Genomic DNA, 24,011 nt, shown 5'->3' with positions numbered 1-24,011 from the left:
CTTCCCGCGCCGAGGGCGCCGCGCGACCGGTCGTGGGACGCCTGAGAAGCCTCCGTGTCCTCCGTCGGCGAGGTGATGCGGGCAACCCGGCTGCCCGAGGGCCCGCTAACGCCCATCGTTCGGCCGAAATCGAGCGCTAACGGGTCGAACCCGCGCCTGCATCCTCCCGCAAGCCCGTTCCCGGTCGAGCCAGGCTCAGCGGGCACGCACGCAGCCTTGCGGCTGGAGGAGGCGTTGTCCGATCCGGTCCCGTCAGTCACCCGCCCGCATGCTTTCCCGCACCCGCGTCCTCACCTTCTTCGATCCCCAGCCCATGCCTACCCCTCGGCGGATGGCTCCTCTCGTGCGCCTCGGGAAAGCCGCCGCGGCCGCAGATGCGGCTGCGCCCCTGGCCGGGGAGGCCTGACGTCGTGGGCGACGACCTGGCATTCCTCGCCGGCGGCGGCGCGGCCGCGCGCATGATCCGCGAGCGCGACTGGTCCGGCCACCCCCTCGGCTCCCCCGGGACATGGCCGACCGAGCTTCGCACGGCGCTGAGCCTGGTGCTGAACTCACCGGAATCGATGATCCTCGCGTGGGGGCCTGGCCTTCACTTCTTCTTCAACGACGCCTACGCGCCGCTGCTCGGTCCCCGCCTCGCCTGGGCGACGGGCGAGCGCTTCGACGTGGTCTGGGCCGACGCCTGGGAACAGGCCAAGCCCATCATCGACGACGCCTTCGCAGGGCGCAGCCGCCGCTTCGACGACCTGCCGTGGAAGCTCGGCACGGACCGCGGCCCTGCCGACACGTGGTTCTCGTTCTCCTACTCGCGCGTGCTCGACGGCGAGGGCCGCGTCGCCGGCCTCTTCGTCTTCACCAACGAGACCACCGCGCGGGTGCTGGGCGACAAGGCTCTGCGCGAGAGCGAGGAGCACTTCCGCCAGACGGTCGAGCTCAACCCGCAGGTGCCCTGGACCTGCGACCCGGAAGGCAACATCACCTCGTACTCGCATCGCTGGCTCGACCTCACCGGCCAGGCGCCGGGGGAGCCGGACGGCGCCGGTTGGGCCAAGGCACTCCACCCCGACGACCTGGAGCCGACCGCGGCCGTGTTCGCGGTTCGCTTGGCGTCGGGCGAGCCCGTGGACGTCGATTACCGCATCCGCATCGCCGCCACGGGCGAGTACCGCTGGCAGCGGACCCGCGCCTACCCCCGCCGCGACGAGGCCGGCGCGATCATCCGCTGGTATGGCGTGGTCGAGGACGTCCACGACCGCAAACTCGCCGAGGCGGCCCTGCGCGAGAGCGAGGAGGAACTGCGCCTCGTCGTCGAGAGCGCCAGGGACCACGTCATCCTCACCACCGACACCGGCGGGGTCATCACGCGCTGGTCGGCTGGCGCGCAGGCGGTCCTCGGCTGGTTCCCGGAAGAGGCGGTCGGGCAGCACCTTGCCCTCATCTTCACGCCCGAGGACCGCGAGCGGGGCGCCGACCTGCGCGAGATCGCGACCGCGGCGCGCGACGGCTGCGCCGCCGACGGGCGCTGGCACCTGGCGAAGGATGGCCGGCGCGTCTTCCTGAGCGGCTCGGTCCACCCGCTGCCACCGGACGCGCAAGGGCGTCCGCGCGGCTTCCTGAAGGTCGCCCGCGACGAGACCGCCCGCATCCACGCCGAAGAGGCCCGGCGCGCGAGCGAGGCTCAATTGCGCCTCGTCGCCGACGCGCTGCCCCTGCTGGTCTCCTTCGTCGACAGCTCCTTGACCTACCGCTTCGCGAATGCCGCCTACCGCGACTGGTTTGACCGTTCCCCTGAGGAGGTGGTCGGTCGGACCATTCCCGACCTCGTCGACGGGGCGGACTTGCGGACGCGCCTGCCGTATATCGAGCGGGCGCTCGCCGGGACGCCGGTCCGCATGGACCTACCCTGGCCATGGCTGGACGGCCGGCGGCGCATCGCCGATGTCCGCTACGAGCCGCGCCGGGACGCGAGCGGCGCCGTCGACGGCTTCTACGTCTTCGTCCAGGACGTTACCGCCCAGCGCGACGCGGAGGCAGGGCTCGTCGCCGAGCGCGACCGCCTATGGGACCTCAGCGAGGACCTCCTCGTCAACGCCGACTATGAGGGTCGGCTCCTGCGGGTGAGCCCGTCCTGGACCGTCCTCCTCGGTCGCGACGAGGAAACCCTGCTGACCCGGCCCTACGGCGAGATCGTGCACCCCGACGACTTCCCGGTCGTGATGCAGGCGCTCCTCGACATGCGGGCGTCGGGAAAGCCGGTGCGGTTCGAGAACCGGGTCGAGGCTGCCGACGGCACTTGGCGCTGGGTCGCCTGGAAGCTGGCGCCGGAACCGGGCGGCGAGCGTCTGACGGGCGTCGGGCGCGACGTCACCGCCGAGAGGGAGACCGCCGAGGAGCGCGCCCGCCTCGAAGAGCAGTTGCGGCAGGCTCAGAAGATGGAGGCCGTCGGGCAGTTGACCGGGGGCCTCGCACACGATTTCAACAACCTGCTCGCCGGCATCTCGGGCTCGCTGGAACTGATGCAGACCCGGTTGAGCCAGGGGCGGCTGACCGACCTCGACCGCTACATGACCGCGGCGCAGGGGGCCTCGAAGCGCGCCGCGGCGCTCACCCACCGCCTCCTCGCCTTCTCGCGCCGGCAGACGCTCGATCCGAAGCCCACCAACGTGAACGCGCTCGTGAGCGGCATGGAGGAGCTCATCCGCCGTACGGTCGGCCCCGCCATCGCGGTCGAGGTGGTCGGTGCCTCCGGCCTGTGGCCGGCCCTGGTCGATCCGCACCAGCTTGAGAACGCGCTCCTGAACCTGTGCATCAACGCCCGCGACGCCATGCCGGAAGGCGGCCGCATCACGGTCGAGACCGCCAACAAGTGGCTCGACGCGCACGCGGCCCCGAAGCTCGACATCCCGCCGGGGCAGTACCTGTCGCTCTGCGTCACCGATACCGGCACCGGCATGGGCCCGGAGGTCATCGCCAAGGCGTTCGAGCCATTCTTCACCACCAAGCCGCTCGGGCAAGGCACCGGCCTCGGCCTCTCCATGATCTACGGCTTCGCCAAGCAGTCGGGCGGGCAGGTGCGCATCTACTCCGAGGTCGGCGAGGGCACGACCGTCTGCATCTACCTGCCGCGCCACCACGGCGCGGTCGACGGGGACGACCCGCTGGCCGGACTGGGCGAGGTCCGGCGCGCCGAGCAGGGCGAGACGGTTCTGGTGGTCGACGACGAGCCGACCGTGCGGATGCTGGTGACGGAGGTGCTGGAGGATCTTGGCTACATCGCCATCGAGGCGGCCGACAGTGCCTCGGGGCTGAAGGTGCTGCAGTCGGACGTGCGCATCGACCTGCTCGTCACCGACGTGGGCCTGCCCGGCGGCATGAACGGGCGGCAGATGGCCGATGCGGGCCGCGAACGGCGTCCCAGGCTGAAGGTGCTGTTCATCACCGGCTACGCGGAGAACGCGGTCGTCGGCAACGGCCACCTGGATCCCGGCATGGCGGTGCTGACCAAGCCCTTCGTAGTCGAGACCCTCGGCGTGCGCATCCGCGAGATGATCGCCAATGGCTGATGCTGCGGAACCGACGGGCGGCACACGAGGACCCGGGCTGCCCGAGGCGGGAGCCTCCCGACCGTCGAAGGCTGCCGCGCGGGCGCGACGGATCGCGCGGGCGTGCGGCATCCTCGGCACGGTCCTGTCCCTGATCGTGCTGGCGGGATGGTGGTTCGACGTGCCGGCGATGCGGCGGCTCGTACCCGGCCAGCCGCCGATGGTCGTCCTGACGGCGCTCGCCACCCTCCTGCTCGGTACGGGGCTGCTGCTATCCGCCCGGCGGGAGGGTGCGAAGGCGAGCCGCCGTGCCGGCCGGGGCCTTGCCGCCGCCGCTGCGGTCGCCGCGTCGGGCGGGGTCCTGCAATACACCCTGCCGGGACGCTTCCGCCTCGACGATTGGGCGCAAAGGCTGGTGTTCGCGCCGCTGGAGCCCGGCAGCGGCATGGCCCTGGCGACGGCCGTCGGTATCCTCGGTGTCGCGTTCGGCCTGCTCCTCCAGGATGCCCGGAGCCGTCTTCTCCGCCGCCTCGGCACCGTCTCGGCCCTCCTCGCATTCGTCGTCGCGGCGGTGGGCGGCCTCGGCTACGCCTACGGCCTCGGCGCCCTCCATCACGGCGGCCCGTTCTCCCGCATGGCGCTGGTCACCGCGCTGACCCTTGGCACCCTGTCGCTCGGCGCGCTCCTCAGCCGCCCCAACAGGCCTTGGGTCACGACCGCCCTCGGCGGCGGCGAGGCCGGGGCCATGATCCGGCACCTGCTGCCGGCGACGGTGCTCGCGCCCCTGCTCCTCGGCTTGGTGCAAATCCACGCCGTCCGCGCCGGCCTGCTGGAAGCCGAGACCGGGACTGCCCTCCTCGTCATCATCCTGGCGCTCTGGCTGGCCGGCCTGACAACCCGGCTGGCCCGCAACGTCGAGCGGCGCACCGTGGCCGACCGGCAGCTCCGCGACACCCTGCAGGGGATGAACGACGTCCTGGAGCAGCGGGTCGCCGAGCGCACCCGCGAGCTCGCGGAGGCGCAGGACGCGCTCGTCCAGGCCCAGAAGATGGAGGCCATCGGCCAACTCACCGGGGGCGTGGCGCATGATTTCAACAACCTGCTGACAATCATCCGCTCCTCGGTCGACTTCCTGCGCCGGCCGAACCTGCCGGTGGAACGGCGCACCCGCTACATGGACGCGGTCTCCGACACGGTGGATCGGGCGGCGAAGCTGACGGCGCAGCTTCTCGCCTTCGCCCGGCGCCAGGCGCTCCGGCCCGAGGTGTTCGACGCCGGCGAACGCCTCGCGAGCGTGGCGAGCATGCTCGATTCCCTCACGGGCGCGCGCATCCGCATCGTGCAGGAGATGCCCGAGAGCCCGTGCTACGTGCGGGCCGACGCGACCCAGTTCGAGACGGCGCTGGTGAACCTCGCAGTCAACGCGCGCGATGCCATGGCGGGCGAGGGCACGCTGACCATCGCCCTGGGCTGCAACCGGCCGAAGCCGACGATCCGCGGCCATGCCGGCTCGCCCGACCGTTTCGTGACGGTGGCGGTCACGGACACCGGATCGGGGATCGCGAAGGAGCGGCTCGACCGGATCTTCGAGCCGTTCTTCACCACCAAGGAGGTCGGCAAGGGCACCGGATTGGGCTTGAGCCAGGTCATCGGCTTCGCCAAGCAATCGGGCGGCGACGTCGACGTCTCAAGCGTCGTCGGTCGCGGCAGCACCTTCACCCTGTACCTGCCCCAGGCGGAGGCGGAAACGCGCTCGGAGAATGCGGTGCCCGAGCCCGAGGGGCCGGCGCCGGCGAAAGGCGACCAGTGCATCCTGGTTGTCGAGGACAACGTCGAGATCGGCCGGTTCTGCACGCAGATCCTGCACGATCTCGGTTACGGCACGGTGCTGTCGCCGACGGCGGAGGCGGCGCTTGCCGAGATCGAGGCGGTGCCCTTTCGCTTCGACGCGGTCTTTTCGGACGTGGTGATGCCGGGCATGGGCGGGATCGAGTTGGCCAAGCGCCTGCGGGACCTCCACCCGGAGATGCCGGTGGTGCTGACCTCCGGCTACAGCCATGTGCTCGCCGGAGAGGAGGCCCGCGGCTTCGAGTTCGTTCGCAAGCCCTACTCGGCCGAGCAGGTAGGGAAGGTGCTGCGTGCGGCCGTGGCACGCAAGCCGAAGGTTCGCCCGGCCCCGCCAGGTGCATAGACGTCGTGGACGTCCTGCCGGCCGAAGGCTCCTTCAGCCCCGGTTGATCGGGCCAGGGGGCTGGGGCGCCGGAGGCTCGCCGGGTGGGTCGCCCTCGGGCGGTGCCGGGTCCGGCGGCGGGTCGCCGATGGGCGGCAAAGGATCGTCTCCTGGCCGCGGCGTGTCCGATTGCATGTCGTCCCTCCCTTTGGCGCCCTAAGGTCAGGGCTGGCATCAACGCACGACATCATCGAACGTCGCAACCGACGCCATGCCACCGGCGCGCCGTCGCTGCGTTATCGACCCGGACCGTTGCCCCGCGTCGGTGCGGAAGCTACTCACGCCCAGGGGGGGCAATGGACGGAGAGATTGAGAGGCTGCGGCGGCGCGAGCGCGAGCTCGAAGACCGCGTCGCCAGGCTTGAGGCCCAACTGGGCGACGGCCTGCGCCGGCCGGAAAGCGGGCAGCGGACCTCGGCGGCCTCGGCCGACCTCCTGTTCACGGCGGCGGAAAAGACCCGCATGCCGCAGATCATCACCGACCCCAACCTGCCCGACAACCCCATCGTCTTCGCCAACCGGGCCTTCCAGAACCTATGCGGCTACGATGTCGCCGAGGTCATCGGGCGCAACTGTCGGTTCCTGCAGGGCCCCGGTACCGACCCTGCCGATGTCGCCAAGGTCCGTGACGCCGTTGCGGCCCGGCGCGACGTGGTGGTGGAGATCCTGAATTACCACCGCGATGGCACGCCCTTCCGCAATGAGCTCTACGTCAGTCCAGTCTTCGACCCGGACGGGCACCTCCGGTACTTTTTTGCGAGCCAGCTCGACATCACTCGCTTCCGCACCACCGAGGGTGTGCTGGCTGAGAGCGAGGCCCGGTACCGAGCACTGTTCGACGCCGTCGACAGCGGCTTCTGCATCATCGAGATGCGCTTCGACGCCGAGGACCGGGCGGTCGATTACCGCTTCGTCGAGGTGAACCCCGCTTTCGCGGCGCAAACGGGCCTGCGCGACGCTGCCGGACGTTGGGCGAGCGAACTCGTGCCGAACCTCGAACGCTCCTGGTTCGACACCCACGGGGAGGTTGCCCGCACCGGCCAGCCGGTGCGGTTCGAGAGCGGGTCCAGCACGATGGGGCGCTGGTACGACGTTCACGCCCTTCGGGTGGGGCAGCCCGAGCAGCACCGGGTCGCCATCCTGTTCAACGACATCACCGACCGGCGCCGCCTCGAAGACCACCTGGAGGCGACCGCCCAGGAGCGCACCGACGAGCGCGACATGTTATGGCGGGCCAGCCGCGACCTCTTCGTGATCTGCGGGCTCGACGGTCGCTACCGCAAGGCGAACGCCGCCTGGACCGGGACGCTCGGATGGGACGTTGCCGACGTCGTGGGTGCTCGCTTCGACGCCTTTGTCCATCCCGACGACCTCGTGGTCGCTACCCGGGCTTTCGAGCGCGTCGTGGGGGGCGGAGCCCTCGACGACATCGACGTGCGTTTTCGGACCCGAGAGGGTGACTACCGCTGGATCTCCTGGAACGCCATCTCGCGGGGAGACCACTTCTACGCGGCAGGCCGAGACATCACCGAGCGCCGGACGCTTGAGGAGCAACTACGCCAATCGCAGAAGCTGGAAGCCGTCGGCCAGTTGACCGGGGGCGTGGCGCATGACTTCAACAACCTGCTCACGGTCATCAAGTCCTCGACCGACCTGCTGAAGCGCCCCGACCTCGCTGCGGAACGCCGGCTCCGCTACGTCGGCGCCATCTCCGACACAGTCGACCGGGCCGCCAAGCTCACCGGCCAGCTCCTCGCCTTCGCCCGGCGCCAGGCGCTGCGGCCGGAGGCCTTCGCGGCGGACCGTGCCGTCGCGGCGCTGGCCGACATGGTCGGCACCCTCACGGGGGCCCGCATCCGGGTCGAGCTCGACCTGCCCGACGGGGAGCGGCGGGACCTCAACGTCAACGCCGACCCGAGCCAGTTCGACGCGGCGCTGGTGAACCTGGTCGTCAACGCCCGGGACGCGATGGATGGCGAGGGCCACCTGCGCATCGGGCTCCGCCGCGCCGGTCGCATCCCCGCCGTCCGGGCGCACCCGCCGCAGCGCGGTGACTACGTCGCGGTGTCGGTCAGCGACACCGGTGCCGGCATCGCACCGGACAACCTGGAGCGCATCTTCGAGCCGTTCTTCACCACGAAGGTCGTCGGCCAGGGCACGGGGCTAGGCCTGAGCCAAGTGTTCGGCTTCGCCAAGCAGTCTGGCGGCGAGATCATCGTCGAGAGCGAGGTCGGCAAGGGCACGACCTTCACCCTCTACCTCCCGCGCGTTATCGCGGTCGGGGCCGCCGGCCCGGTCGCGGAGCCGGAGGCGCTCGCCGACGGGCATGGCACCTGCGTCCTCGTCGTGGAGGACAACCTTGATGTCGGCGCCTTCGCCCAGCAAGCCCTGAGCGAGCTCGGCTACTCGACGGTCTGGGCGACGGACGCGCAGAAGGCGCTGGCCGAGATCGAGCGCATTCCGTTCCGCTTCGAGGTGGTCTTTTCCGACGTGATGATGCCGGGCATGAACGGCGTGGAGCTTGCCGGCGAGATCCGCCGGCGCCGGCCCGACCTGCCGGTGGTTCTGACCTCCGGCTACAGCGACGTGCTCGCGGCGGAGGGTACCCATGGCTTCGCCCTGCTGCGCAAGCCATACTCCGTGGCCGACCTGTCCCGCGTTCTGCGCCGCGCCGTCCAGGATGCGCGGGTGAGGAGGTCCTGACAAACCGCCGCGCCTCAGCGTTATTCATGACCTGACATTTGTTAAAAGGGGCGATACAACGCGTGGAAAGTGATTTGGTTCCACGGCGATGATCCATACCTCACCGGCAACCATCAGGGCCGATGCCGCCGACCCGAAGCGCCTCGCCGCGCTGGAGGCTCTCGACGTGCTCGACACGGCGCCGGAGGAGGGCTTCGATGATGCCGTCCAGATCGCGCGCCTCATCTGCCGGGCCCTGGTCAGCCTGGTCGCGGCCAACCGGCAATGGTTCAAGGCGCGGGCGGGCTTCCCCCTTTGCGAGACGGCCCTCGATGCGTCCGTCTGCGTCTACGCGCTGAGCGAGCCGGACCTGCTCGTAATCCCGGACCTTGCCGCCGACCCCCGCACCCGCGGGAACCCGCTCGTCACGGGCGAGCCGCACATCCGGTTCTACGCCGGCGCCCCCCTTCGGGACTCGGACGGCCAGGTTCTGGGCAGCCTGTGCGTGATCGACCACCATCCGCGCCCGGGCGGCCTGGCTCCCCACGAGGCCGACGCTCTGAGGCGCCTTGCCCGGCAGGTGATGGTCCTCCTGCGCGAGCGCCGCCAGGTCACCCAGATGCAGGGCGCGCTCGAGCGCCGGAACGCCCTGATCGAACTAGGCGACCGGTTGCGGGATGCCTGCACCGTCCCCGAGATGACCGCAGTGGCCACCGAGGTCGTGGGCCGGACCCTTGCCGCCAAGCGGGCGGCCTACGGCGAGATGGACGGGTCGGGCGATGTTTTGACGGTGCCCGACGACTGGGCCGTCCCGGGCATGGCGAGCCTCTCCGGTCGCCACCGCATCGCCGATTACGGCGAGGTCGGCCCTGTGCTCCGGCGCGGCGACACGCTCGTGGTCGACGACGTGACCGAGGATGCGCGCACCTCGGGCGAAGCCGAGCGGTTCGCGGCCCTCGGCATCCGGAGCCTGCTCAACGTTCCGGTTCGCGAACGTGGTCGCACGGTCGGGGTGTTCCTCGTCCACGACACGGCGCGCCGGCGCTGGACGGCGGAGGAAGCTTCCTTCGCGCGCAACGTCGCCGACCGGGTCCAGGCCGGGATCGCCCGCCTGCGGGCCGAGGAGCGGCAGGCGCTGCTGAACCGGGAGCTCAGTCACCGCCTCAAGAACACCCTCGCGATGGTGCAGGCCATCGCCGCCCAGACCATGCGCAACGCGCCGGACCTCGACGCGGCGCGCGACGCCCTCGCCGACCGCCTCGTCGCCATGGGCAAGGCCCACGACATCCTCCTCGCCGGCACCCGCGAGGGCGCCGGCCTCGAAGAGGTGATCCGGGGCTCGCTGGCCATCCACGACGATGCCGTGGCCGGGCGGTTCCGGCTGTCCGGCCCCCACGTGCGCGTCGGGTCGAGGGCCGCCCTTTCACTGGCCCTGATGGTCCACGAACTCGCAACCAACGCCGCCAAGTACGGGGCGCTTTCGACGCCGCAAGGTTGCGTGCTGATCGAATGGAGCATCGGGCGCGATGGGCACGAGCCGGTGATCCGCCTGCGCTGGCGGGAGGTCGGCGGGCCGCAGGTCACGCCACCAACCCGACGGGGCTTCGGCAGCCGTCTGATCGAGCGCGGGCTGGCCGGGACCATCGGGGGAGAGGTGAACCTGGCCTACCCTGCCGAGGGCGTCACCTGCGACCTGACCGCCAGCCTCGCCGAGATCAAGGCCGACAGCTGAAGGTTGACGTGCAAGGATTGCGGGCATCCCGCCCAGCGGGAGCCGCATTCGCGTGGTTTCCACCGGACCGGACCTCGCGCACATGGCCGCGGCACCCGCGGCGGTTCGAACCGTCACGTCCCGACACCCGACATTGGCAAGAGCCGTCGCCTTCGAGCGTCCGGCAAGGATGGAATTTGTGACAGGGGGCGTCCTGACAACCCTTTCCCGCGAGGAGCTTGAGGCCGAGGTCCTGCGCCTGCGGGCGAGCGAGGAGCGCTTCCGGACGCTTCTGGAGACGGTCGAGGCGGCCTTCGCCATCGTCCAGGTTAAGTTCGATGCCGACGACCGGCCGGTCGATTACCGGTTCCTGGAGGCCAACCCGGCCTTCGAGCGCGAGGCCGGCGTCAACCTGCGCGGTAAGTGGGTCACCGAGTTCGCCCCGAACCTGGAGCGGTTCTGGTTCGAGACCTACGGACGAGTTGCCAAGACCCGGGAGCCGGAGAATTTCGAGAGCTACGCCGAGGCATTCTCACGCTGGTTCGACGTGCGGGCCGTCCCGGTCGGCGACCCGGCCGAGCGTCAGATCGCCATCATCTTCAACGACGTCACCGCCCGACGCGAAGCGGAGGAACGCCTGCGCGCCAGCGAGGCGGTCGCCCGCGCCAACATCGAGCGCGTGCAACTGGCGCTGGCAGCCGGCGCCATCATCGGCACGTGGCATTGGGACCTGCCCACCGACCGGTTCACGGTCGACGAGGCCTTCGCCCGCAGCTTCGGGCTCGACCCGGCGCTTGGACGCGAGGGCATCCCGCTTGCCCAGATCGTCGCGACCGTTCACCCCGACGACCAGGACGGGCTGGCGGCCGCCATCAACGAGGCCGTAGCCCGTGGCGGCGCCTACGCTCACCAGTACCGGGTGCGCCGGGCCGACGGGCGATACTATTGGATCGAGGCCAATGGTCGGGTCGACCACGGGCCGGACGGGACGCCGCTGAGCTTCCCGGGCGTACTCCTCGACGTTGAGGAGCGCCGTACCGTCGAGCAGGAACGCGACCGGGCTATCACCCAGTTGCGCGCCCTGAACGAGACCCTGGAGCAGCGCGTCGGCGAACGCACGGCCGAGCTGATGAACGCCGAGGAGCAACTGCGCCAGTCCCAGAAGATGGAGGCGGTCGGGCAACTGACCGGGGGCCTGGCGCACGACTTCAACAACCTGCTCGCCGGCATTTCCGGCAGCCTTGAGTTGATGGGCACCCGCATCGTGCAAGGGCGTTTCTCCGACGTCGACCGGTACATGGTGACCGCGCAGGGCGCGACGAGGCGGGCGGCCGCGCTGACGCACCGTCTCCTGGCCTTCTCGCGCCGGCAGACCCTTGCGCCGAAGGGCACCGACGTGAACGCCCTCGTCGACGGGATGCTCGATATGGTCCGGCGAACGGTCGGACCGGCCGTGCATGTCGAGACCGTGGGCCTGCCCGACCTGTGGCCCGCGCTGGTCGATCCCTCGCAGCTAGAGAACGCGCTACTCAACCTCTGCATCAACGCCCGGGATGCGATGCCCGACGGCGGGCGCATCGTCATCGAGACCGCCAACCGTCGGATCGACCACCAGGCGGCCCGGCGGCAGGACATGCCCGCGGGCGAGTACCTGTCGCTCTCCGTTTCCGACACCGGCACCGGCATGCCGCCGGAGGTGGTCGCCAAGGTGTTCGAGCCGTTCTTCACCACCAAGCCGCTCGGGCAGGGCACCGGCCTCGGCCTGTCGATGATCTACGGCTTCGCCAAGCAGTCGGGCGGCCAGGTGCGCATCCACTCCGAGGAGGGCCGGGGCACCACCGTCAGCATCTACCTGCCTCGCCACCGGGGACAAGCGGAGCGGGACGAGGCGCCGCCGCAGGTCGGGCTCCTGTCCGTCGCTGAGGCTGGCGAGACGGTGCTGGTCGTGGACGATGAGCCCAGCGTCCGGATGCTCGTGACGGACGTGTTGGGCGACCTCGGTTATACCGCCGTCGAGGCGGCGGACGCGGCCGGCGGTCTCAGGGTCCTGCGATCGGACGCGCGGGTTGACCTGCTCGTGACCGACGTCGGCCTGCCCGGGGGCCTGAACGGTCGCCAGATGGCCGACGCGGCGCGGGTGGGCCGCCCGGACCTGAAGGTCCTGTTCATCACGGGCTTCGCCGAGAACGCCCTTCTCTCCGACGGCCATCTCGAACCGGGCATGGCCGTGCTGACGAAGCCGTTCGCCGTGGAAGCCCTGGCCGCCCGCATCCGCGAATTGATTATGCGCTGAGCGCCGCCGACCCCGGGACGGCGCGTACGGGTCCGCGACGCCCGCGGTCGTCGTACGCGGGGCCGGGTCGAGCGCCGCCTTCGGACATTCGGCCTCAGCAACCCGACCGCTTAACGTAAGTTTGAACCGGTATGGCCGCCGCGGCCCTGGATCGGGTTCGGGAGCGGATGGAAGCTGACGAGCACAGGGGTGGAAGGTTGTCGGGAGGAGACGAGACGGTGACGGCCACGGTCGATCTCAGGCTGCTGCGCGCCGCCGTCGAAGCGTCGGGGGAGGCCGTCCTCATCACGTCGGCCGAGCTAGACGAGCCCGGGCCCCGCATCGAGTATGCAAACCCCGCCTTCGCCCGCATGACCGGGTACGAGGCATCCGAGGTCCTCGGGCGGACGCCCCGATTTCTGCAGGGACCCGATACGGATCGCGCGGTGCTGGGACGAATGCGCGCCGCGCTGACGGCGGGCGAGCAGTTCCAAGGGGAGGCGGTCAACTACCGCAAGGACGGCTCGACGTACACGGTCGAATGGCTGATCACGCCCGTGCGCGCGGATGACGGACGCGTCTCTCACTGGGTCTCGCTGCAGCGCGACGTGACCGGGCGGCGTGCCTTCGAGGACCGTCAGGCGCTGATGGTTCGCGAACTGCACCATCGCGTGAAGAACACCCTCGCCACCGTCCAGGCCGTGGTGAACGCCACCGTTCGTTCCTCGCTCACGATCCCGGAGTTCACGCGGGCCCTGTCGGGGCGGATCACGTCGCTCGCGAGGACGCATGCCCTCATTACCGAGGACGTGGCCCAGGCCGCCGTCTTCGAGGGATTGCTGCGGGCCGAACTCGGTCCCTACGACGAGCGTGGGCGCCTGACTTTGGACGGCCCCAAAGTCGTGCTGCCGTCGGAGCTTGCCGTGCCCATCGGCATGGCCCTGCACGAACTCACCACCAACGCCCTCCTGCATGGTTCGCTGGCCGATCCGGACGGGCGGCTCCAGGTGGCTTGGCGGATCGAGGAGGGGCCGTCAGGCCGCGCCCTCCGCTGGGATTGGGCGGAGCATGACGGGCCCCCGGTCTCGCATCCCACGCGCCATGGCTTCGGGCACAGGCTTCTCAACAAGGTCCTGGCCGCCCAGACCGGGGCCGAGGTGGACGTGGACTTCGCACGGGACGGAATACGGGTCTCCGTCCGGATGCCCTTGCCCGAGGCTCAGGGCTGAGAAGCATCGAGCCGCCGGATGTGGCCCGGGGTCATCACGTATCTGTCCGGTCTCCTCGGATCGGTCGCCGCCATTCAGGCCCTCCGGTCGCTTATCTGCCCCAACATGCCGACAATGTAACCGCCGTACAAAGGTCCGCTTCTTCCTTACAAGCGGACATCCCGGCCAGCAGGTTCGAAGATCTGCAAGTGGTCAGATGTTCGCATATCAATTGCTGTCATGGCCGCCCGGCGGAGCTATAAGCCAGAACCAGAGCGGTGAGCTGTCCTTCCGCGTGTGATCGGTCGGCACTGTATCGGCCGAAGCAACCTATGCTGATTTTGAATGTAAAAGGCTGCGTCATCGGCACCGTCGTCTTCGCGGCGGGCAGGACGGCGCCGCCGCTCACGACGACGTCGGGCAACCCCTGCCTCGTCAACGCCGGCGATGCAGGACACCGCCCTGGCCGATCTCGTCGGCTACGTCGCCCTCCAGTGAGGGGGTGTTCGTACCGTGCCGGTGTAACGGGGGAGCCGAAGGGGTCGTCTGTTCGTATCCCGCGCACGTACCGAGGGCGGCCCGTCAACCAGCTGTCCACAGGCAGCAAGGGTATCGGTAACCACGTTGGCGGGATGGGGCTCGACAAGGGATTCGGGATCCCGATCTCCTATGGGCACGCCGGTGAGATGGAGGCCGCCCTGATGACGAACCAAGCCCACAACGTCGTGCAGGCCTTTGATGCCCCGATGCAGAGCATCGCCCTGGGGCTGGCAGGCGTCCTCGTCCAGCATCGGGCGGCATACGCGGAAGCCCGCGTGATCCGTCAGCAGGCTGCGGTCCTCCGGGCCCGGCGCGTCGCGGCCGCGTTCGCCGCCGAGCGGGCCGAGCAGCACGCCCGGGCCGAGGACGACCGGCTCCGGGACGCCATCATGCGGCGCGCGATCATCGCCAGGGCCAAGCGCGCCCGGGGCTGACACGGCATCCGTGCGGCATCACGGGATGCTGCGGTGATGCCGAGATGTGCGCTGGGCGCAATGGTCAAGCCGGTTTAAGCAAGAAAGAACGTTATCCACAGATTTATTTGCGGGCACGAAAAAGCCCGCCCCGGGCGACCAGGGCGGGCTTCGTCGTTCCGGCGGTGGCGCGATCAGAGGCCTCGTGGCATCGGCTCGGCGAGGAGTTCATCGAGGACCTCGATGAAGTGGCGGCGCTTGGCGTCGTCGCCTACGAGGCGCTGGTGCGCCTCTGCCGCCCCGGCCGCCGCGCGGGTCGCCTCGATGTTGCGGTACTCGCTCGGGCTCATTGGACGCGGCAGGTCCGGCAGGAGGCGCTCGCGCAGGAGATGACGCCCGACCGTGCGGTTGTCGTGCTGCGCCAGGGCGACTTGCTGATCCTCGGAAAGGGCATCGAGATAGGCCCGGGCGGCATCGTCCAGCGCCGCGGAGGCTTCCGGAGCCTCGCCCATGAGATAGTGCAGCGCGGCGCGGCCCCAGGCCTCGGCCGGCGACGGCGGCTTCGGGCCGGCCGGCTGCGCCATCTCGTGCGCGAGCTCGGCCTCAGCTTCGGCGACCGGGGGCCGCGGCGCCAGGACGCCGCGGACGGTCTTCAAGACGAGCTTTCCGCCTTCCCAAACCACCATCACCATGACTAGGCCCATCGCGGCGAGCGCCCGGGCGAATGCGGCCAACATCTTCCTCATCATCCCCTCCTAAGGACCGACACCGCCATCCTGCCGCGGCCCGACGCATACGACACGCGCTGCCCTCGGTACGTCACGCGATCCCAAGCGCGACGGCCTCGGCATACGTGACTGCGCGTAGCCATACGTACCTCTCCCCCGCCTTCGTGCAGGCGGCCACGTACTCCTGCCTGCACCAGTCGTAGATCGTCTCCGGCTCGAACCCGTGGCCGGGCGCCATCCGGAACCGGCGCGGCGTCTCCGTCAGCCCCGAGGCGAGCACCCGGCGCCGCCATGCGCGCCGATTCGCGCCGGCGGGATCGAGCAGGTCCTCGGCCGCCGCGGAGGAGATCTCGGCCACGCCGTCGTCCCGGCCGACGTAGGCCCGGTGCGGCACGCGTCCGGAGCCGGGGGCCACGGCGACGACGGCGCCGTGGGGCACTGCGTAGTGCGCGCGGGGATAGCTGTACTCGTACCGGCCCCTCCGGACACGCTCGTCGGTCCTCTGCACAGGACAAATCCGCGCACCCAGCGCGAGGAAATCCTCGGCGAGCACCGCCCGGTACGCCCTCTCCCAGGCCGGCAGGACAAGGACTGGCGTCCCTGTCCTTGAAGGATTGGTCGCCCCGTCCTTCGTCTCGCCCCAAGAACTCATGATGTAATCCTTCGAAAGTCGAAGCTTTCGCCTCGTGACCCAGATTGCACCCAGCAGTCGCCGCCGGGTTTGCACCCGAGTAGCCCTTGTAATGCGCTCCGACGCATATTACGCTTCTACGCGTCAATAGCTAGGAGAGCGTCGTGACGGTCGATGAGGTCAGGGAGCGCCTGCGGGCGAGCATAGATAAAGCGGGAGGGCAGACCGCCTTCGCGCGCGAGCATCGTGTGTCGACGGTCTATGTCCACGACGCCCTGGCGGGCCGTCGCGACCCGGGCCCCGCGATCCTTCGGGCCCTCGGCCTGACGAAGCACACCTCCGTCGAGTACCGGCCCGTGGAGGCGTCCCATGGATAAGTGGACCAGCGGCCTCGACCGCCTCGGCGCCAGGGAGACCCGCGCGCGGCTCTCCGCGCTGATGTCCGAATGCCGTTTCGCCGCCGACGGCCTGGAGCACTACCAGGGCCAGGGCCTTCGCGAGCAAGTGGCCGAGACCGAACGGGCGTTGCTGAAGGCCGCCAAGGCCGAGATCCAGCGCCTCGCCGGGAAGCTGACGGAATACCGCCAGCCGTTCGAGCCGGCGCCGCCCCCGACGTACTACGACCCTTACGCCGCGGCCCGGGCACGCGCCGAGGCGAAGGCCAAGGAGGCCGCGGAGGCCGCCGCCGCGCCGCAGCCGGAACCCGCGCCGGTGCCGGAGCCCGCCCCGGTGGCGCCACCTCGCCCGGTCCTGCCGCCGCGGCCTGGGATGAAGCTGCCGCCGATGACGCCCCGGAGGTCGGCATGATTCTGACCGAACGCCAAGCCCGCGCCCGGCTCGCCAAGGCCGTCGAGGCAGCCCCCTCGCAGCAAGCCATCGCCCGTCAGCTCCCGCTGACGCGCGGAGCGGCCCAGACGGCCGTCAGCAAAGGCCTCCTCGGTCGGCAGGCGATCCACCCGGCGGTGCTGGCCCACCTCGGCCTGCGCCGCGACCCGAAGACCGGCGTCATCCGCGACGACGCCCCGCCGCCGACCTTCCGGTTCCTCGCCGTCCAGGCCTCCGGCGAGGCCGGCGTTGCCGCGGCGGTCGCCCTCGTCGCCGCCACCCTCGGGAGAGACGCATGACCGATACCATCACGACCGTCGATGACCTGACCGCCCGCCTTTCCGCGGCGCGTACGGCCGGCGACCGGGACATGGAACGCAGCCTCGTCGACCTCGGCGCCCTATGGGCGATGGAGGCCGACCTCGACATCGAGTTCTCGCACGACGGCATCAACTGGGACGCCCCGGACGAGGCCGAGGTCTCCAGGGCCGATGCGCTCGCGGAGAAGGCGATGATGGACCGCGCCCTGCTGCTCATGGACCCGGCCATCGAGGCCGAATACCGCCGCGAACTCCAGGGCCAGCACTACCAGGCCCTGCGCGCCGAACGCCGTCGCCAGCCCTCGCTGGCCGACGACTGATCCACCCTTCCCGCAACCCCGGTTTCCATAGGAGCGCCCGATGAGGCGCCAGACCACCGAGACCCCGTACCAGCCCCATCGCTGGGTCGACGAGCTTCCCGACACCGCCTGGGCCAATTACGCCGTCTGGCGGGACCAAGCCTTCCGTTGCGAGGGCAACGGGCAGAGGCTGGCCTACCGGCTCGACGCGCATGTCTTCGATTGCGACAACCGGGGCGCCCGCATCGCCGAGCTCCGGCCCGCCGACCGCATGTTCGAGGACCTCGCCGCCGGCATCTACCGGCTCGCGACGGAGGACTGCGTCGCCCGCCTGGAGGCCATCGTCGAGATCTTCGGCTCCAAGGCCAAGTGGGACGTCTGGGAGATCGTCGTCGCCTACATGGAGGAGCCGGAGATGCCCGAGCACTTCCGCAACCTCCAGGGCCGCATCATCGACCGGATCGAGAGCGGGCGCTGGAACGACGCCGACCTCGCGTGGATCAAGCTCCGCGCCGCCGAGCAGGTCACCGACGACGACTTCCTGCAGATGATGCCCTTCGACGGCGGCAAGGAAGGCGACGTGCGCGAGCTCGCGCGGAAGGTCGTCCGCGGCCGCAAGGACCACGTCTGCCACGGAACCGGCCTCGTCATCCCGGCCGGCGAGCCGCACCTGCTCCTGCGCGAGCTGATCGACGGCGAGTTCTACGTCACCCGCCATGGCCGCGTCGCCGCTTGGTTCTCGGCTCATGCCGACGCCCCTGAGCTCGCCGAGATGCTGAAGCGCGACGAGCAGCCCCTCGCCGCCGCGGCCTGAGGGCCTCCGTCGACGCGCCAGGCGACGGTGGCGCCCTCCATCCACCCGCAACCTCGGTTTCATCAGGAGCGCCGCGTGCGCCAGAACCAAGCCTCCAAGGCAGCCTTCGACAAAGCCTTCAACGCATGCCTCACGGGGATCGACCTCGACCATCCCGCGGCGGGTGAGGTCATCGCTTCCGACGTGATGGATGCCCTCAACAGGGCGGGCTTCGAGATCGTGCGGAAGCCGCAGACTGCTCAGCAAGTTCAGTTCAGCGTGCGCATCGGCTGGCCCGTCTTCACCTCGCACACGCTTCTGGCTCCGGAGGGCTCCGACGTCGCCACCGTGACCCGGGCCGCGAAGGCGCTCGCCAATGACCGTGAGGGCGGTGGCGACGTTCGCTCGCGCTGGGTCGCCTTCTCGTGGGTCGAGAGCCGGTTCCTGGCCCCCGACGAGCCGGCACCCGACAGGCTGGTCGTCGGCCCCTACGAGGACCTGGTTCGCGAGGTGCGTCCGCCGGAGGCCCCGGAGATGACCGGTTCGGACCGCGAGCGCTACGAGCGCCGCTGGGAGACCGGCCTGCGCAACATCGTGACCATCCTTCACGGTCCCGGCCACTCGTTCGAGATCTGGACCATCGTCGAGGAAGTCCGCGCTCTTGCCGAAGGCGCATCCCGTGCCCCGGTGTCCGGTTCGGCCACCGAAGACCGCATCGAGTTCGCCCGCCGGCTCGGCAACTGGGATTTCGTCAGCCTCAAGGACATCCAGAAGTGGCTCGCGGCCTGCCGGGCGGGGTACATGTCCCGTGACGACGTCATCCGCCAGATGGGCGGCGACCCGGTCGAGGTCGACCGCAAGATCGCCGAGGAGCGGGCGCGTGCCGCCAGCTTCGGCCTGTCCTACCCTCCGGCGTGGAGCGCGACGGAGACCGTGGCGCTGAAGCCGGGTGCCACGTTCGAGCTCCCGCCCGGCACGGAGATCCGGACCGCCAACACCGAGGCGCCGGAGCCCGAGTGGAAGAACCTGGGTCTGCGCTGGCAGGCCGCTGACGACATGGCCGAGCGGTACGGCTGCCGGGTGACGCTCGCCGGCATGGACGACGCCGACACGCCCCTGACGGACGAGCCGGAAATCGGGGACACCCACTACGTCGTCGTCACCGAACGGGCGACCGGTCGCCACGTCGCGCTGGTCGAGGCCTGGGAGACGGAGGACGGCGACCCTCTCGTGCCGAAGAACTGGCTGGAGGTCGTCCTGTCCGCCTGGGACGCCGCGCGCGATCCGGAGCCTAGGGCCGCCTGAGGCATCGCCCTCCGTCGCGCGCCAGGCGGCAGTGGCGCACCCCCGATTCCTTCCCTCTCCACCCCGGTTTCTCAGGGCAGCCACCGTGCGCCAGACCAACGACACCCGAGCCCCGTTCAAGGCCACCCCCGTCGGCAGCGGGGACATCATCCGCGACGCCCTGGCGAACGCCTTCCAGATGGGGGAAGCCAAGGACCGGCGCTTCCATCACGGCAACGAGGCGACCTGCCTGATCATGGCCCTCAACAGGGCGGGCTACGAGATCGTGCGGAAGCCGGAGCCGGAGCCGGACACCGGCCCCGTCACCGAGCGGCTGTTCGTGCCCGTCGAGACGGAGGTGGAGAAGGCGGCGCGTTGGGGCTCGCGGCTCATCGGCGAGATCCTCGACGACGGCTGCGCCCGCCAGGCCGAGGCCGGCGTCGACGTGGCGGCGAAGGAGGCCCTGGCGCGGCTCAAGCGCGACCGCGGCCGGATGGCGTTCGAGGACATCGACAGGAACCCACCCGCCGCCGCCGCCGGCCATGCGGATTACCTCATTGCGACCTGGGTCCGCAGCCTCGGCGACGCGGTCGAATGGTGCGAGGCCAGGCTCCTGCCGCGAAGGCTCGTGCTGACCGTCAGCCTGTGCCGCTTCGGGCCGAGCGACGAGCAGGTCAAGGACCTCGACCGCAGGCTCGACATGATCCGCGAGCTCCGGGGCGTCGTCGGCGTCGACCGCACCGGCTTCGACCGCTTTGAGGATCTGAAGGTCGAGGTCCGCTTCGACCACTACATCACGACGATAGGCTGCGAGTACACGCCGCTCGACCTGCCGGCCCGCCCGGCGAGGACGGCCGCCTGATGCGCGCCGCCCTCGCTCTCATCGCCGGAGGCCCCGAGCGGGTCTCCCTCTCTGCGGCGGCCATCGTCGCCATCCTGTTCGTCCTGGCCGGGCACGGCTGGGACCTCTTCGCCGCGCTGTTCGCCTCCGGCTTCGTCTTCGTCTGGGCCGTCCTGGCGCTGATCGCGCAGGCCGCCGGCGTCGCCGACGGCGAGGCGGCCGCCCCCGCGCCGAAGGAGGCTGATCATGGCTAAGGACAACAGCAACATCGCGCCGGCCCCCTTCGACGGCGCGGCCGTCTGGGCGACGCTCTCGCCCGAGCAGCAGGCACGGATCGGGGCGGTGGCCCTGGAGGCCGCCGTCGCGGGCGCCATCGCCGAGTTTTTCCCAGACCCGGCCGGCCGGGCTGGCGCCGAGGCCCAGCGAGTAGCGCTCAAGGCCCTGGAAACCGCTGCCCTCAACATCGACGGCATCGACCGGACGTGGATCGACGGCGCGGGCGGAAAGCCGCGGTTCCGCATCCCGTCCGTCGTCGGCTCGGTCTGCCGGGCCTGCGGCTGCAGCCAGGAGGACCCGTGCGACGAGGGATGCGGCTGGCACGATGCCGTGACCTGCACCGCCTGCGCCGGTTCCGGGGAGGCGGCCCATGGCTAGCCCCTGGGGCGACGAGGACGACGAGCCCGACACCGGCCCCGACGTGCGCGTGCTCCGGAAGGGGGAGCACGCCGCCCGCCGGGGGAGGTTCTGCACGGACTGCCCCCGGGACGGCGGCATCGCCCCGGGCGAGCGGTACCGCGAGACGGTGCTGCTCGTCGACGGCCAGTTCGTCGTCGACCGCCGGTGCCTCGGAAGCGGCTGCCACGACGTGCCGGCGGCCGCCTCCCGCCCTCCGTCGCCGGCCTGGGGTCCCGACGAAATCCCCTTCTGATCATCCGTTACATAGTATTGATCTCGCTTTACACTCGGAGAATGCGAGATTTGTATTGGTGAATGCTTGACGCCATCCATGACCGCACGTATATGTCGGTCATGGGCAGGGCACATCCTCCCATAAGCAGAAGGAGCATCCTAATGGCCGACGCCACTCTCATCACCGCCATCCGCAATGCGCCGAACAGCGCCGCCCTTATGCGCGCCATCGAGCGCGCCCGTCCCGGCAACGCCATCGGCATTCACCGCCTCGGGACCTCGACCGCCTGGGAGGCCACCGACCGTGGCGGCCCGCTGATCGGGTCCTGCGCCTTCTCCGAACTCAAGTTCAAGCTCGCGAGCCTCCTCGACAACGTCTCGGAGCCGGAGGAAGGGCTCTACGAGGACGCTGCGTGCCTGGAGCCGATCAAGGGCGACCGCACCCTGCCGAGCGTGTTCTTCTGGCGGTCCGGCGGCGCGCTGCACCGCTACTGGTACCAGGGCCGTGAGACCTACGAGGTCCACGAGCGCGGCGAGGACGACTTCGGGCGCACGCAGTGGATCGGGTGCGGCACCACCAACATCAGCGACGACGACACCGCCGACGACTTCATCGAGCAGCGGACCTACTGAGCCGCTACCGCCGGGGCACGCGCCCCGGCCTCTCGCGGGGTCCCTCACGGGGCACCCCGCCAGGGGCCGGACAGTCCTTCCCCTTAGGCCGGCAAGAGCCGCCGCAACCACCGCAGGAGCCATCCTCGATGACCACGAAAGTCCACGTCCTCAAGCGCGCGCTGCAGCGCCGCGAGAGGGACGCCCTCTTTGCCGCGGCCGCGCTGTCCATCGCCGGCGGCAAGGCCATCGTGTTCCACGCCGAGGTCGTCGACGACGACTGGCGTCCGATCCCCGGCGCGGGCCTCGACCTCGTCGTCAAGGCCGCGACGTCGGATGACGCCTACACCGCCTGGGAGCATCACGACGAAGACGTCGGCGCCGTCGGCGCCGTCGGCAAGCACCGCGTCAAGCTCACGTACGTCCGGCCTGCCACGGAGGAGCGGCCCGCCGTCGAGATGGAGAGCCTCAGGACCATCGACCTCGATATGCGGTGCCTGCTCGACGAACTGGGGGACCTTTACGACGAGGAAGACACCCTCGGCACCGTCATCCCCGGCGTATTCTGAGGAGCCCCCGCCATGGTCGTCGCATTTATCCCCGCCCGCTACCGCAACTCGACTTCCGAGGCGGTCCTGAACGCCCTGCGCGACGTCGTCGACGTCGAGGAGGTCAAGAGCCGTCTCGCCCATTTCGACTTGTCCTGCGGGAAGCGGCGGCCCGCCTGGTATCGGGAGGAGCGCCCCGGGGACGCATTCGGCGCCACGCTCATGAGCGGTGCGGTCCTGGCGTGGTCGCGGTTCTCGCCGTTCGAACCGCTGGAGTTGTTCATGTGGCTCGACGCCGACCGGGGCTGCGTCGTCTGGAGGGAGAAGGTCTGATGACGATGACCCCGCGCGAGATGCTGGCCCGCGCCGGCGAGGCCCTGACGGGATCGGACAACTGGGCCAAGGCGATGGCCAGGGCCCTGGGGGCACATCACCCCGACGGCCCCCGGGAGACGATTGATCCAAGGTCAGTTTCGAGGTGGCGCACGGGCGCGATGGAAATCCTGCCGTGGGCCGCCGAGGCCCTGCCGGTCATCCTCCGGGAGCACGCGGAGCGGCTGGAGGCCGAGGCGGATCGCCTGCAGGACGACGCCGACCGCATGACGGAAGCGGCCGAAGAGATCGAGGCCGAGCTCCGGGGACCACGCCCCTGATAGCCAGATAGCTGGATAGCCGAAGGGCCCCCGGTTCGCCGCCGGGGGCCCTTCTCGTTTCAGGCCTGAGCCTTGCGCTTCTCGGCCCGGGCCCGCTCCTCCGGTTCCTCGGGCGTCGCCTCCATCCGGGCGATGACGTCCTCCAGCCTCGCCGGCCGGTAGCCCCAGACGTCGACGCCCACGTCGGCGGACTGGGACGTCCCGGGGAGCGTCCCGTGCGTGTGGCCGTGGACGTGCAGGGCGCCGTGGAAGCTCCCCGGCCAGGCGCGGAGGGGGTAGTGGTCGGCGACGACCTTCCGGCCCGCGGCGTGGATCGTGAGCCGTTCCTGCACGCTCTCCCAGGCGAGCGACGTCACCCTGGGACGGTCGTGGTTTCCGACGACCAAGTGCTTCTTCCCGGGGAGAGCCGCGAAGATCTGCGCGGTCCGCTCCGGGGTGTGACCCCACTCGAAGTCGCCGAGGTGGATGACGGTGTCGGTCGGGCGGACGCACGAGACCCAGGCCTCGATGAGGAGGCGGTCCATCTCGGCGACGTTGCGGAAGGGGCGACCCGAATGGCCAATGCTCCCGGCGTGGCCGAAGTGCGTATCACCGACGAGCCAGACCTGCCCCTTCGAGGGCGTCAGGTTGCGGTGGTGGGTGAGCGGTTGGGTCTTCATCAGGGCAGCCTCCTGTCGGGAAGGGGGCTGCGCGCACGGCGTCACGCCCCCGGGGGATGGGTCTCAGTCGGTTTGGGGCGGCGTATGCGTTTCACGGCGGGCCTCATCAGTGCGTGGGACCAGGGATCGCAGCTCCCGATTCCTGACGTCAAGCGGGGTCGTGCGGCACGGTTAACGGAAAGCCCGGGCGGGGGGGGCGGCCCCGTCAAAATGCCATCGGGTCCCCGGGGGTGGATGACGATTTCACGGGGCGGGCACGTCGCGGTCCGGAGGGCGGCGCGGCCTTATGGAGCAGATGCACCAAAACACCAT

At 70.3% G+C, this 24,011-nt stretch carries 24 protein-coding genes; 21 read left to right on the top strand and 3 right to left on the bottom strand.

Going from position 1 to position 24,011, the window contains the following annotated elements; translation table 11 throughout:
• The first annotated feature begins 410 nt into the window (after nucleotides 1–410).
• From F1D61_RS29935 to F1D61_RS29905, 7 genes are all read left to right on the top strand, one after another.
• Complete coding sequence (locus F1D61_RS29935; protein ID WP_428833410.1) at nucleotides 411–3,563, top strand: PAS domain S-box protein; 3,153 nt, start codon at nucleotides 411–413, stop codon at nucleotides 3,561–3,563.
• Complete coding sequence (locus F1D61_RS29930) at nucleotides 3,556–5,733, top strand: ATP-binding protein (protein WP_082742503.1); 2,178 nt, start codon at nucleotides 3,556–3,558, stop codon at nucleotides 5,731–5,733. The genes F1D61_RS29935 and F1D61_RS29930 overlap by 8 nt, the downstream gene beginning before the upstream one ends.
• Nucleotides 5,734–6,068: 335 nt before the next feature.
• Nucleotides 6,069–8,474 carry a hybrid sensor histidine kinase/response regulator gene (locus F1D61_RS29925; protein WP_060847150.1) on the top strand — a complete coding sequence of 802 codons (2,406 nt, stop codon included), beginning with the start codon at nucleotides 6,069–6,071 and terminating at the stop codon, nucleotides 8,472–8,474.
• Nucleotides 8,475–8,562: 88 nt separating this feature from the next.
• Nucleotides 8,563–10,185 (top strand): sensor histidine kinase, encoded by a 1,623-nt coding sequence (locus F1D61_RS29920; RefSeq protein ID WP_060847149.1) that lies wholly within the window; start codon nucleotides 8,563–8,565, stop codon nucleotides 10,183–10,185.
• A gap of 169 nt (nucleotides 10,186–10,354) precedes the next feature.
• Nucleotides 10,355–12,457, top strand: coding sequence for an ATP-binding protein (locus tag F1D61_RS29915; RefSeq protein ID WP_428833409.1), 2,103 nt, complete (start codon nucleotides 10,355–10,357; stop codon nucleotides 12,455–12,457).
• 218 nt (nucleotides 12,458–12,675) lie between these two features.
• Nucleotides 12,676–13,665 (top strand): HWE histidine kinase domain-containing protein, encoded by a 990-nt coding sequence (locus tag F1D61_RS29910; protein ID WP_244533522.1) that lies wholly within the window; start codon nucleotides 12,676–12,678, stop codon nucleotides 13,663–13,665.
• 611 nt (nucleotides 13,666–14,276) lie between these two features.
• The gene (locus F1D61_RS29905; RefSeq protein WP_060847148.1) at nucleotides 14,277–14,618 is read left to right on the top strand and encodes a hypothetical protein; all 342 of its coding nucleotides are present in this window, start codon (nucleotides 14,277–14,279) and stop codon (nucleotides 14,616–14,618) included.
• Between the two features lie 173 nt (nucleotides 14,619–14,791).
• On the opposite strand, the gene F1D61_RS29900 is transcribed toward F1D61_RS29905, so the two are convergent.
• Both F1D61_RS29900 and F1D61_RS29895 read right to left on the bottom strand, forming a co-directional pair.
• Nucleotides 14,792–15,343: a hypothetical protein gene (locus F1D61_RS29900; RefSeq protein WP_203155628.1), complete on the bottom strand. Its 552-nt coding sequence runs from the start codon at nucleotides 15,341–15,343 to the stop codon at nucleotides 14,792–14,794.
• 73 nt (nucleotides 15,344–15,416) lie between these two features.
• Complete coding sequence (locus F1D61_RS29895) at nucleotides 15,417–15,878, bottom strand: hypothetical protein (protein WP_060847146.1); 462 nt, start codon at nucleotides 15,876–15,878, stop codon at nucleotides 15,417–15,419.
• Between the two features lie 242 nt (nucleotides 15,879–16,120).
• Between F1D61_RS29895 and F1D61_RS29890 the strand changes: the two genes are divergently transcribed.
• From F1D61_RS29890 to F1D61_RS29825, 14 genes are all read left to right on the top strand, one after another.
• Nucleotides 16,121–16,333 carry a hypothetical protein gene (locus tag F1D61_RS29890; RefSeq protein WP_060847145.1) on the top strand — a complete coding sequence of 71 codons (213 nt, stop codon included), beginning with the start codon at nucleotides 16,121–16,123 and terminating at the stop codon, nucleotides 16,331–16,333.
• A complete protein-coding gene (locus F1D61_RS29885) occupies nucleotides 16,326–16,763 on the top strand; it encodes a hypothetical protein (protein ID WP_060847144.1) in 438 nt (145 codons plus the stop codon). The genes F1D61_RS29890 and F1D61_RS29885 overlap by 8 nt, the downstream gene beginning before the upstream one ends.
• On the top strand, nucleotides 16,760–17,080 hold the full coding sequence (locus F1D61_RS29880; RefSeq protein WP_060847143.1) for a hypothetical protein: 321 nt from the start codon (nucleotides 16,760–16,762) through the stop codon (nucleotides 17,078–17,080). Before F1D61_RS29885 ends, F1D61_RS29880 begins: the two co-directional genes overlap by 4 nt.
• On the top strand, nucleotides 17,077–17,421 hold the full coding sequence (locus tag F1D61_RS29875; RefSeq protein ID WP_060847142.1) for a hypothetical protein: 345 nt from the start codon (nucleotides 17,077–17,079) through the stop codon (nucleotides 17,419–17,421). Before F1D61_RS29880 ends, F1D61_RS29875 begins: the two co-directional genes overlap by 4 nt.
• A gap of 40 nt (nucleotides 17,422–17,461) precedes the next feature.
• Entirely contained in the window at nucleotides 17,462–18,214 is a 753-nt protein-coding gene (locus tag F1D61_RS29870) for a hypothetical protein (protein WP_060847141.1), read from the top strand.
• A 75-nt stretch (nucleotides 18,215–18,289) separates the two neighbouring features.
• Nucleotides 18,290–19,498, top strand: a complete 1,209-nt coding sequence (locus tag F1D61_RS29865; protein WP_060847140.1) for a hypothetical protein — start codon at nucleotides 18,290–18,292, stop codon at nucleotides 19,496–19,498.
• A gap of 85 nt (nucleotides 19,499–19,583) precedes the next feature.
• Nucleotides 19,584–20,339 carry a hypothetical protein gene (locus F1D61_RS29860; RefSeq protein WP_060847139.1) on the top strand — a complete coding sequence of 252 codons (756 nt, stop codon included), beginning with the start codon at nucleotides 19,584–19,586 and terminating at the stop codon, nucleotides 20,337–20,339.
• On the top strand, nucleotides 20,339–20,572 hold the full coding sequence (locus F1D61_RS29855) for a hypothetical protein (RefSeq protein ID WP_060847138.1): 234 nt from the start codon (nucleotides 20,339–20,341) through the stop codon (nucleotides 20,570–20,572). Before F1D61_RS29860 ends, F1D61_RS29855 begins: the two co-directional genes overlap by 1 nt.
• The gene (locus F1D61_RS29850) at nucleotides 20,565–20,972 is read left to right on the top strand and encodes a hypothetical protein (RefSeq protein WP_060847137.1); all 408 of its coding nucleotides are present in this window, start codon (nucleotides 20,565–20,567) and stop codon (nucleotides 20,970–20,972) included. Before F1D61_RS29855 ends, F1D61_RS29850 begins: the two co-directional genes overlap by 8 nt.
• Complete coding sequence (locus tag F1D61_RS29845; protein WP_060847136.1) at nucleotides 20,965–21,246, top strand: hypothetical protein; 282 nt, start codon at nucleotides 20,965–20,967, stop codon at nucleotides 21,244–21,246. Before F1D61_RS29850 ends, F1D61_RS29845 begins: the two co-directional genes overlap by 8 nt.
• A 143-nt stretch (nucleotides 21,247–21,389) precedes the next feature.
• Nucleotides 21,390–21,860 (top strand): hypothetical protein, encoded by a 471-nt coding sequence (locus F1D61_RS29840; RefSeq protein ID WP_060847135.1) that lies wholly within the window; start codon nucleotides 21,390–21,392, stop codon nucleotides 21,858–21,860.
• Between the two features lie 128 nt (nucleotides 21,861–21,988).
• Nucleotides 21,989–22,408 (top strand): hypothetical protein, encoded by a 420-nt coding sequence (locus tag F1D61_RS29835; RefSeq protein WP_060847134.1) that lies wholly within the window; start codon nucleotides 21,989–21,991, stop codon nucleotides 22,406–22,408.
• Nucleotides 22,409–22,420: 12 nt separating this feature from the next.
• Nucleotides 22,421–22,720: a hypothetical protein gene (locus F1D61_RS29830; protein ID WP_060847133.1), complete on the top strand. Its 300-nt coding sequence runs from the start codon at nucleotides 22,421–22,423 to the stop codon at nucleotides 22,718–22,720.
• Nucleotides 22,720–23,040 carry a hypothetical protein gene (locus F1D61_RS29825; protein ID WP_203155627.1) on the top strand — a complete coding sequence of 107 codons (321 nt, stop codon included), beginning with the start codon at nucleotides 22,720–22,722 and terminating at the stop codon, nucleotides 23,038–23,040. The genes F1D61_RS29830 and F1D61_RS29825 overlap by 1 nt, the downstream gene beginning before the upstream one ends.
• A gap of 59 nt (nucleotides 23,041–23,099) precedes the next feature.
• Here the strand turns inward: F1D61_RS29825 and F1D61_RS29820 are convergent, their stop codons facing one another.
• Nucleotides 23,100–23,699 carry a metallophosphoesterase family protein gene (locus F1D61_RS29820; RefSeq protein WP_082742501.1) on the bottom strand — a complete coding sequence of 200 codons (600 nt, stop codon included), beginning with the start codon at nucleotides 23,697–23,699 and terminating at the stop codon, nucleotides 23,100–23,102.
• Between the last annotated feature and the right edge of the window lie 312 nt (nucleotides 23,700–24,011).

It is taken from the genome of Methylobacterium aquaticum (genome assembly GCF_016804325.1).
Taxonomy (GTDB): Bacteria; Pseudomonadota; Alphaproteobacteria; order Rhizobiales; family Beijerinckiaceae; genus Methylobacterium; species Methylobacterium aquaticum_C.
The sequence above is the reverse complement of the archived record's forward strand: the minus strand, read 5'-3'. Positions and strand labels throughout refer to the sequence as shown.

Excerpts from the sequence above, each read along its gene's own strand:
- F1D61_RS29930 (WP_082742503.1), top strand. The coding sequence starts at position 3,556 with ATGGCTGATGCTGCGGAACCGACGGGCGGCACACGAGGACCCGGGCTG.
- F1D61_RS29925 (WP_060847150.1), top strand. The coding sequence starts at position 6,069 with ATGGACGGAGAGATTGAGAGGCTGCGGCGGCGCGAGCGCGAGCTCGAA.
- F1D61_RS29920 (WP_060847149.1), top strand. The coding sequence starts at position 8,563 with ATGATCCATACCTCACCGGCAACCATCAGGGCCGATGCCGCCGACCCG.
- F1D61_RS29915 (WP_428833409.1), top strand. The coding sequence starts at position 10,355 with ATGGAATTTGTGACAGGGGGCGTCCTGACAACCCTTTCCCGCGAGGAG.
- F1D61_RS29905 (WP_060847148.1), top strand. The coding sequence starts at position 14,277 with ATGGGGCTCGACAAGGGATTCGGGATCCCGATCTCCTATGGGCACGCC.
- F1D61_RS29900 (WP_203155628.1), bottom strand. The coding sequence starts at position 15,343 with ATGAGGAAGATGTTGGCCGCATTCGCCCGGGCGCTCGCCGCGATGGGC.
- F1D61_RS29885 (WP_060847144.1), top strand. The coding sequence starts at position 16,326 with ATGGATAAGTGGACCAGCGGCCTCGACCGCCTCGGCGCCAGGGAGACC.
- F1D61_RS29880 (WP_060847143.1), top strand. The coding sequence starts at position 16,760 with ATGATTCTGACCGAACGCCAAGCCCGCGCCCGGCTCGCCAAGGCCGTC.
- F1D61_RS29875 (WP_060847142.1), top strand. The coding sequence starts at position 17,077 with ATGACCGATACCATCACGACCGTCGATGACCTGACCGCCCGCCTTTCC.
- F1D61_RS29870 (WP_060847141.1), top strand. The coding sequence starts at position 17,462 with ATGAGGCGCCAGACCACCGAGACCCCGTACCAGCCCCATCGCTGGGTC.
- F1D61_RS29855 (WP_060847138.1), top strand. The coding sequence starts at position 20,339 with ATGCGCGCCGCCCTCGCTCTCATCGCCGGAGGCCCCGAGCGGGTCTCC.
- F1D61_RS29850 (WP_060847137.1), top strand. The coding sequence starts at position 20,565 with ATGGCTAAGGACAACAGCAACATCGCGCCGGCCCCCTTCGACGGCGCG.
- F1D61_RS29845 (WP_060847136.1), top strand. The coding sequence starts at position 20,965 with ATGGCTAGCCCCTGGGGCGACGAGGACGACGAGCCCGACACCGGCCCC.
- F1D61_RS29840 (WP_060847135.1), top strand. The coding sequence starts at position 21,390 with ATGGCCGACGCCACTCTCATCACCGCCATCCGCAATGCGCCGAACAGC.
- F1D61_RS29835 (WP_060847134.1), top strand. The coding sequence starts at position 21,989 with ATGACCACGAAAGTCCACGTCCTCAAGCGCGCGCTGCAGCGCCGCGAG.
- F1D61_RS29830 (WP_060847133.1), top strand. The coding sequence starts at position 22,421 with ATGGTCGTCGCATTTATCCCCGCCCGCTACCGCAACTCGACTTCCGAG.
- F1D61_RS29825 (WP_203155627.1), top strand. The coding sequence starts at position 22,720 with ATGACGATGACCCCGCGCGAGATGCTGGCCCGCGCCGGCGAGGCCCTG.
- F1D61_RS29820 (WP_082742501.1), bottom strand. The coding sequence starts at position 23,699 with ATGAAGACCCAACCGCTCACCCACCACCGCAACCTGACGCCCTCGAAG.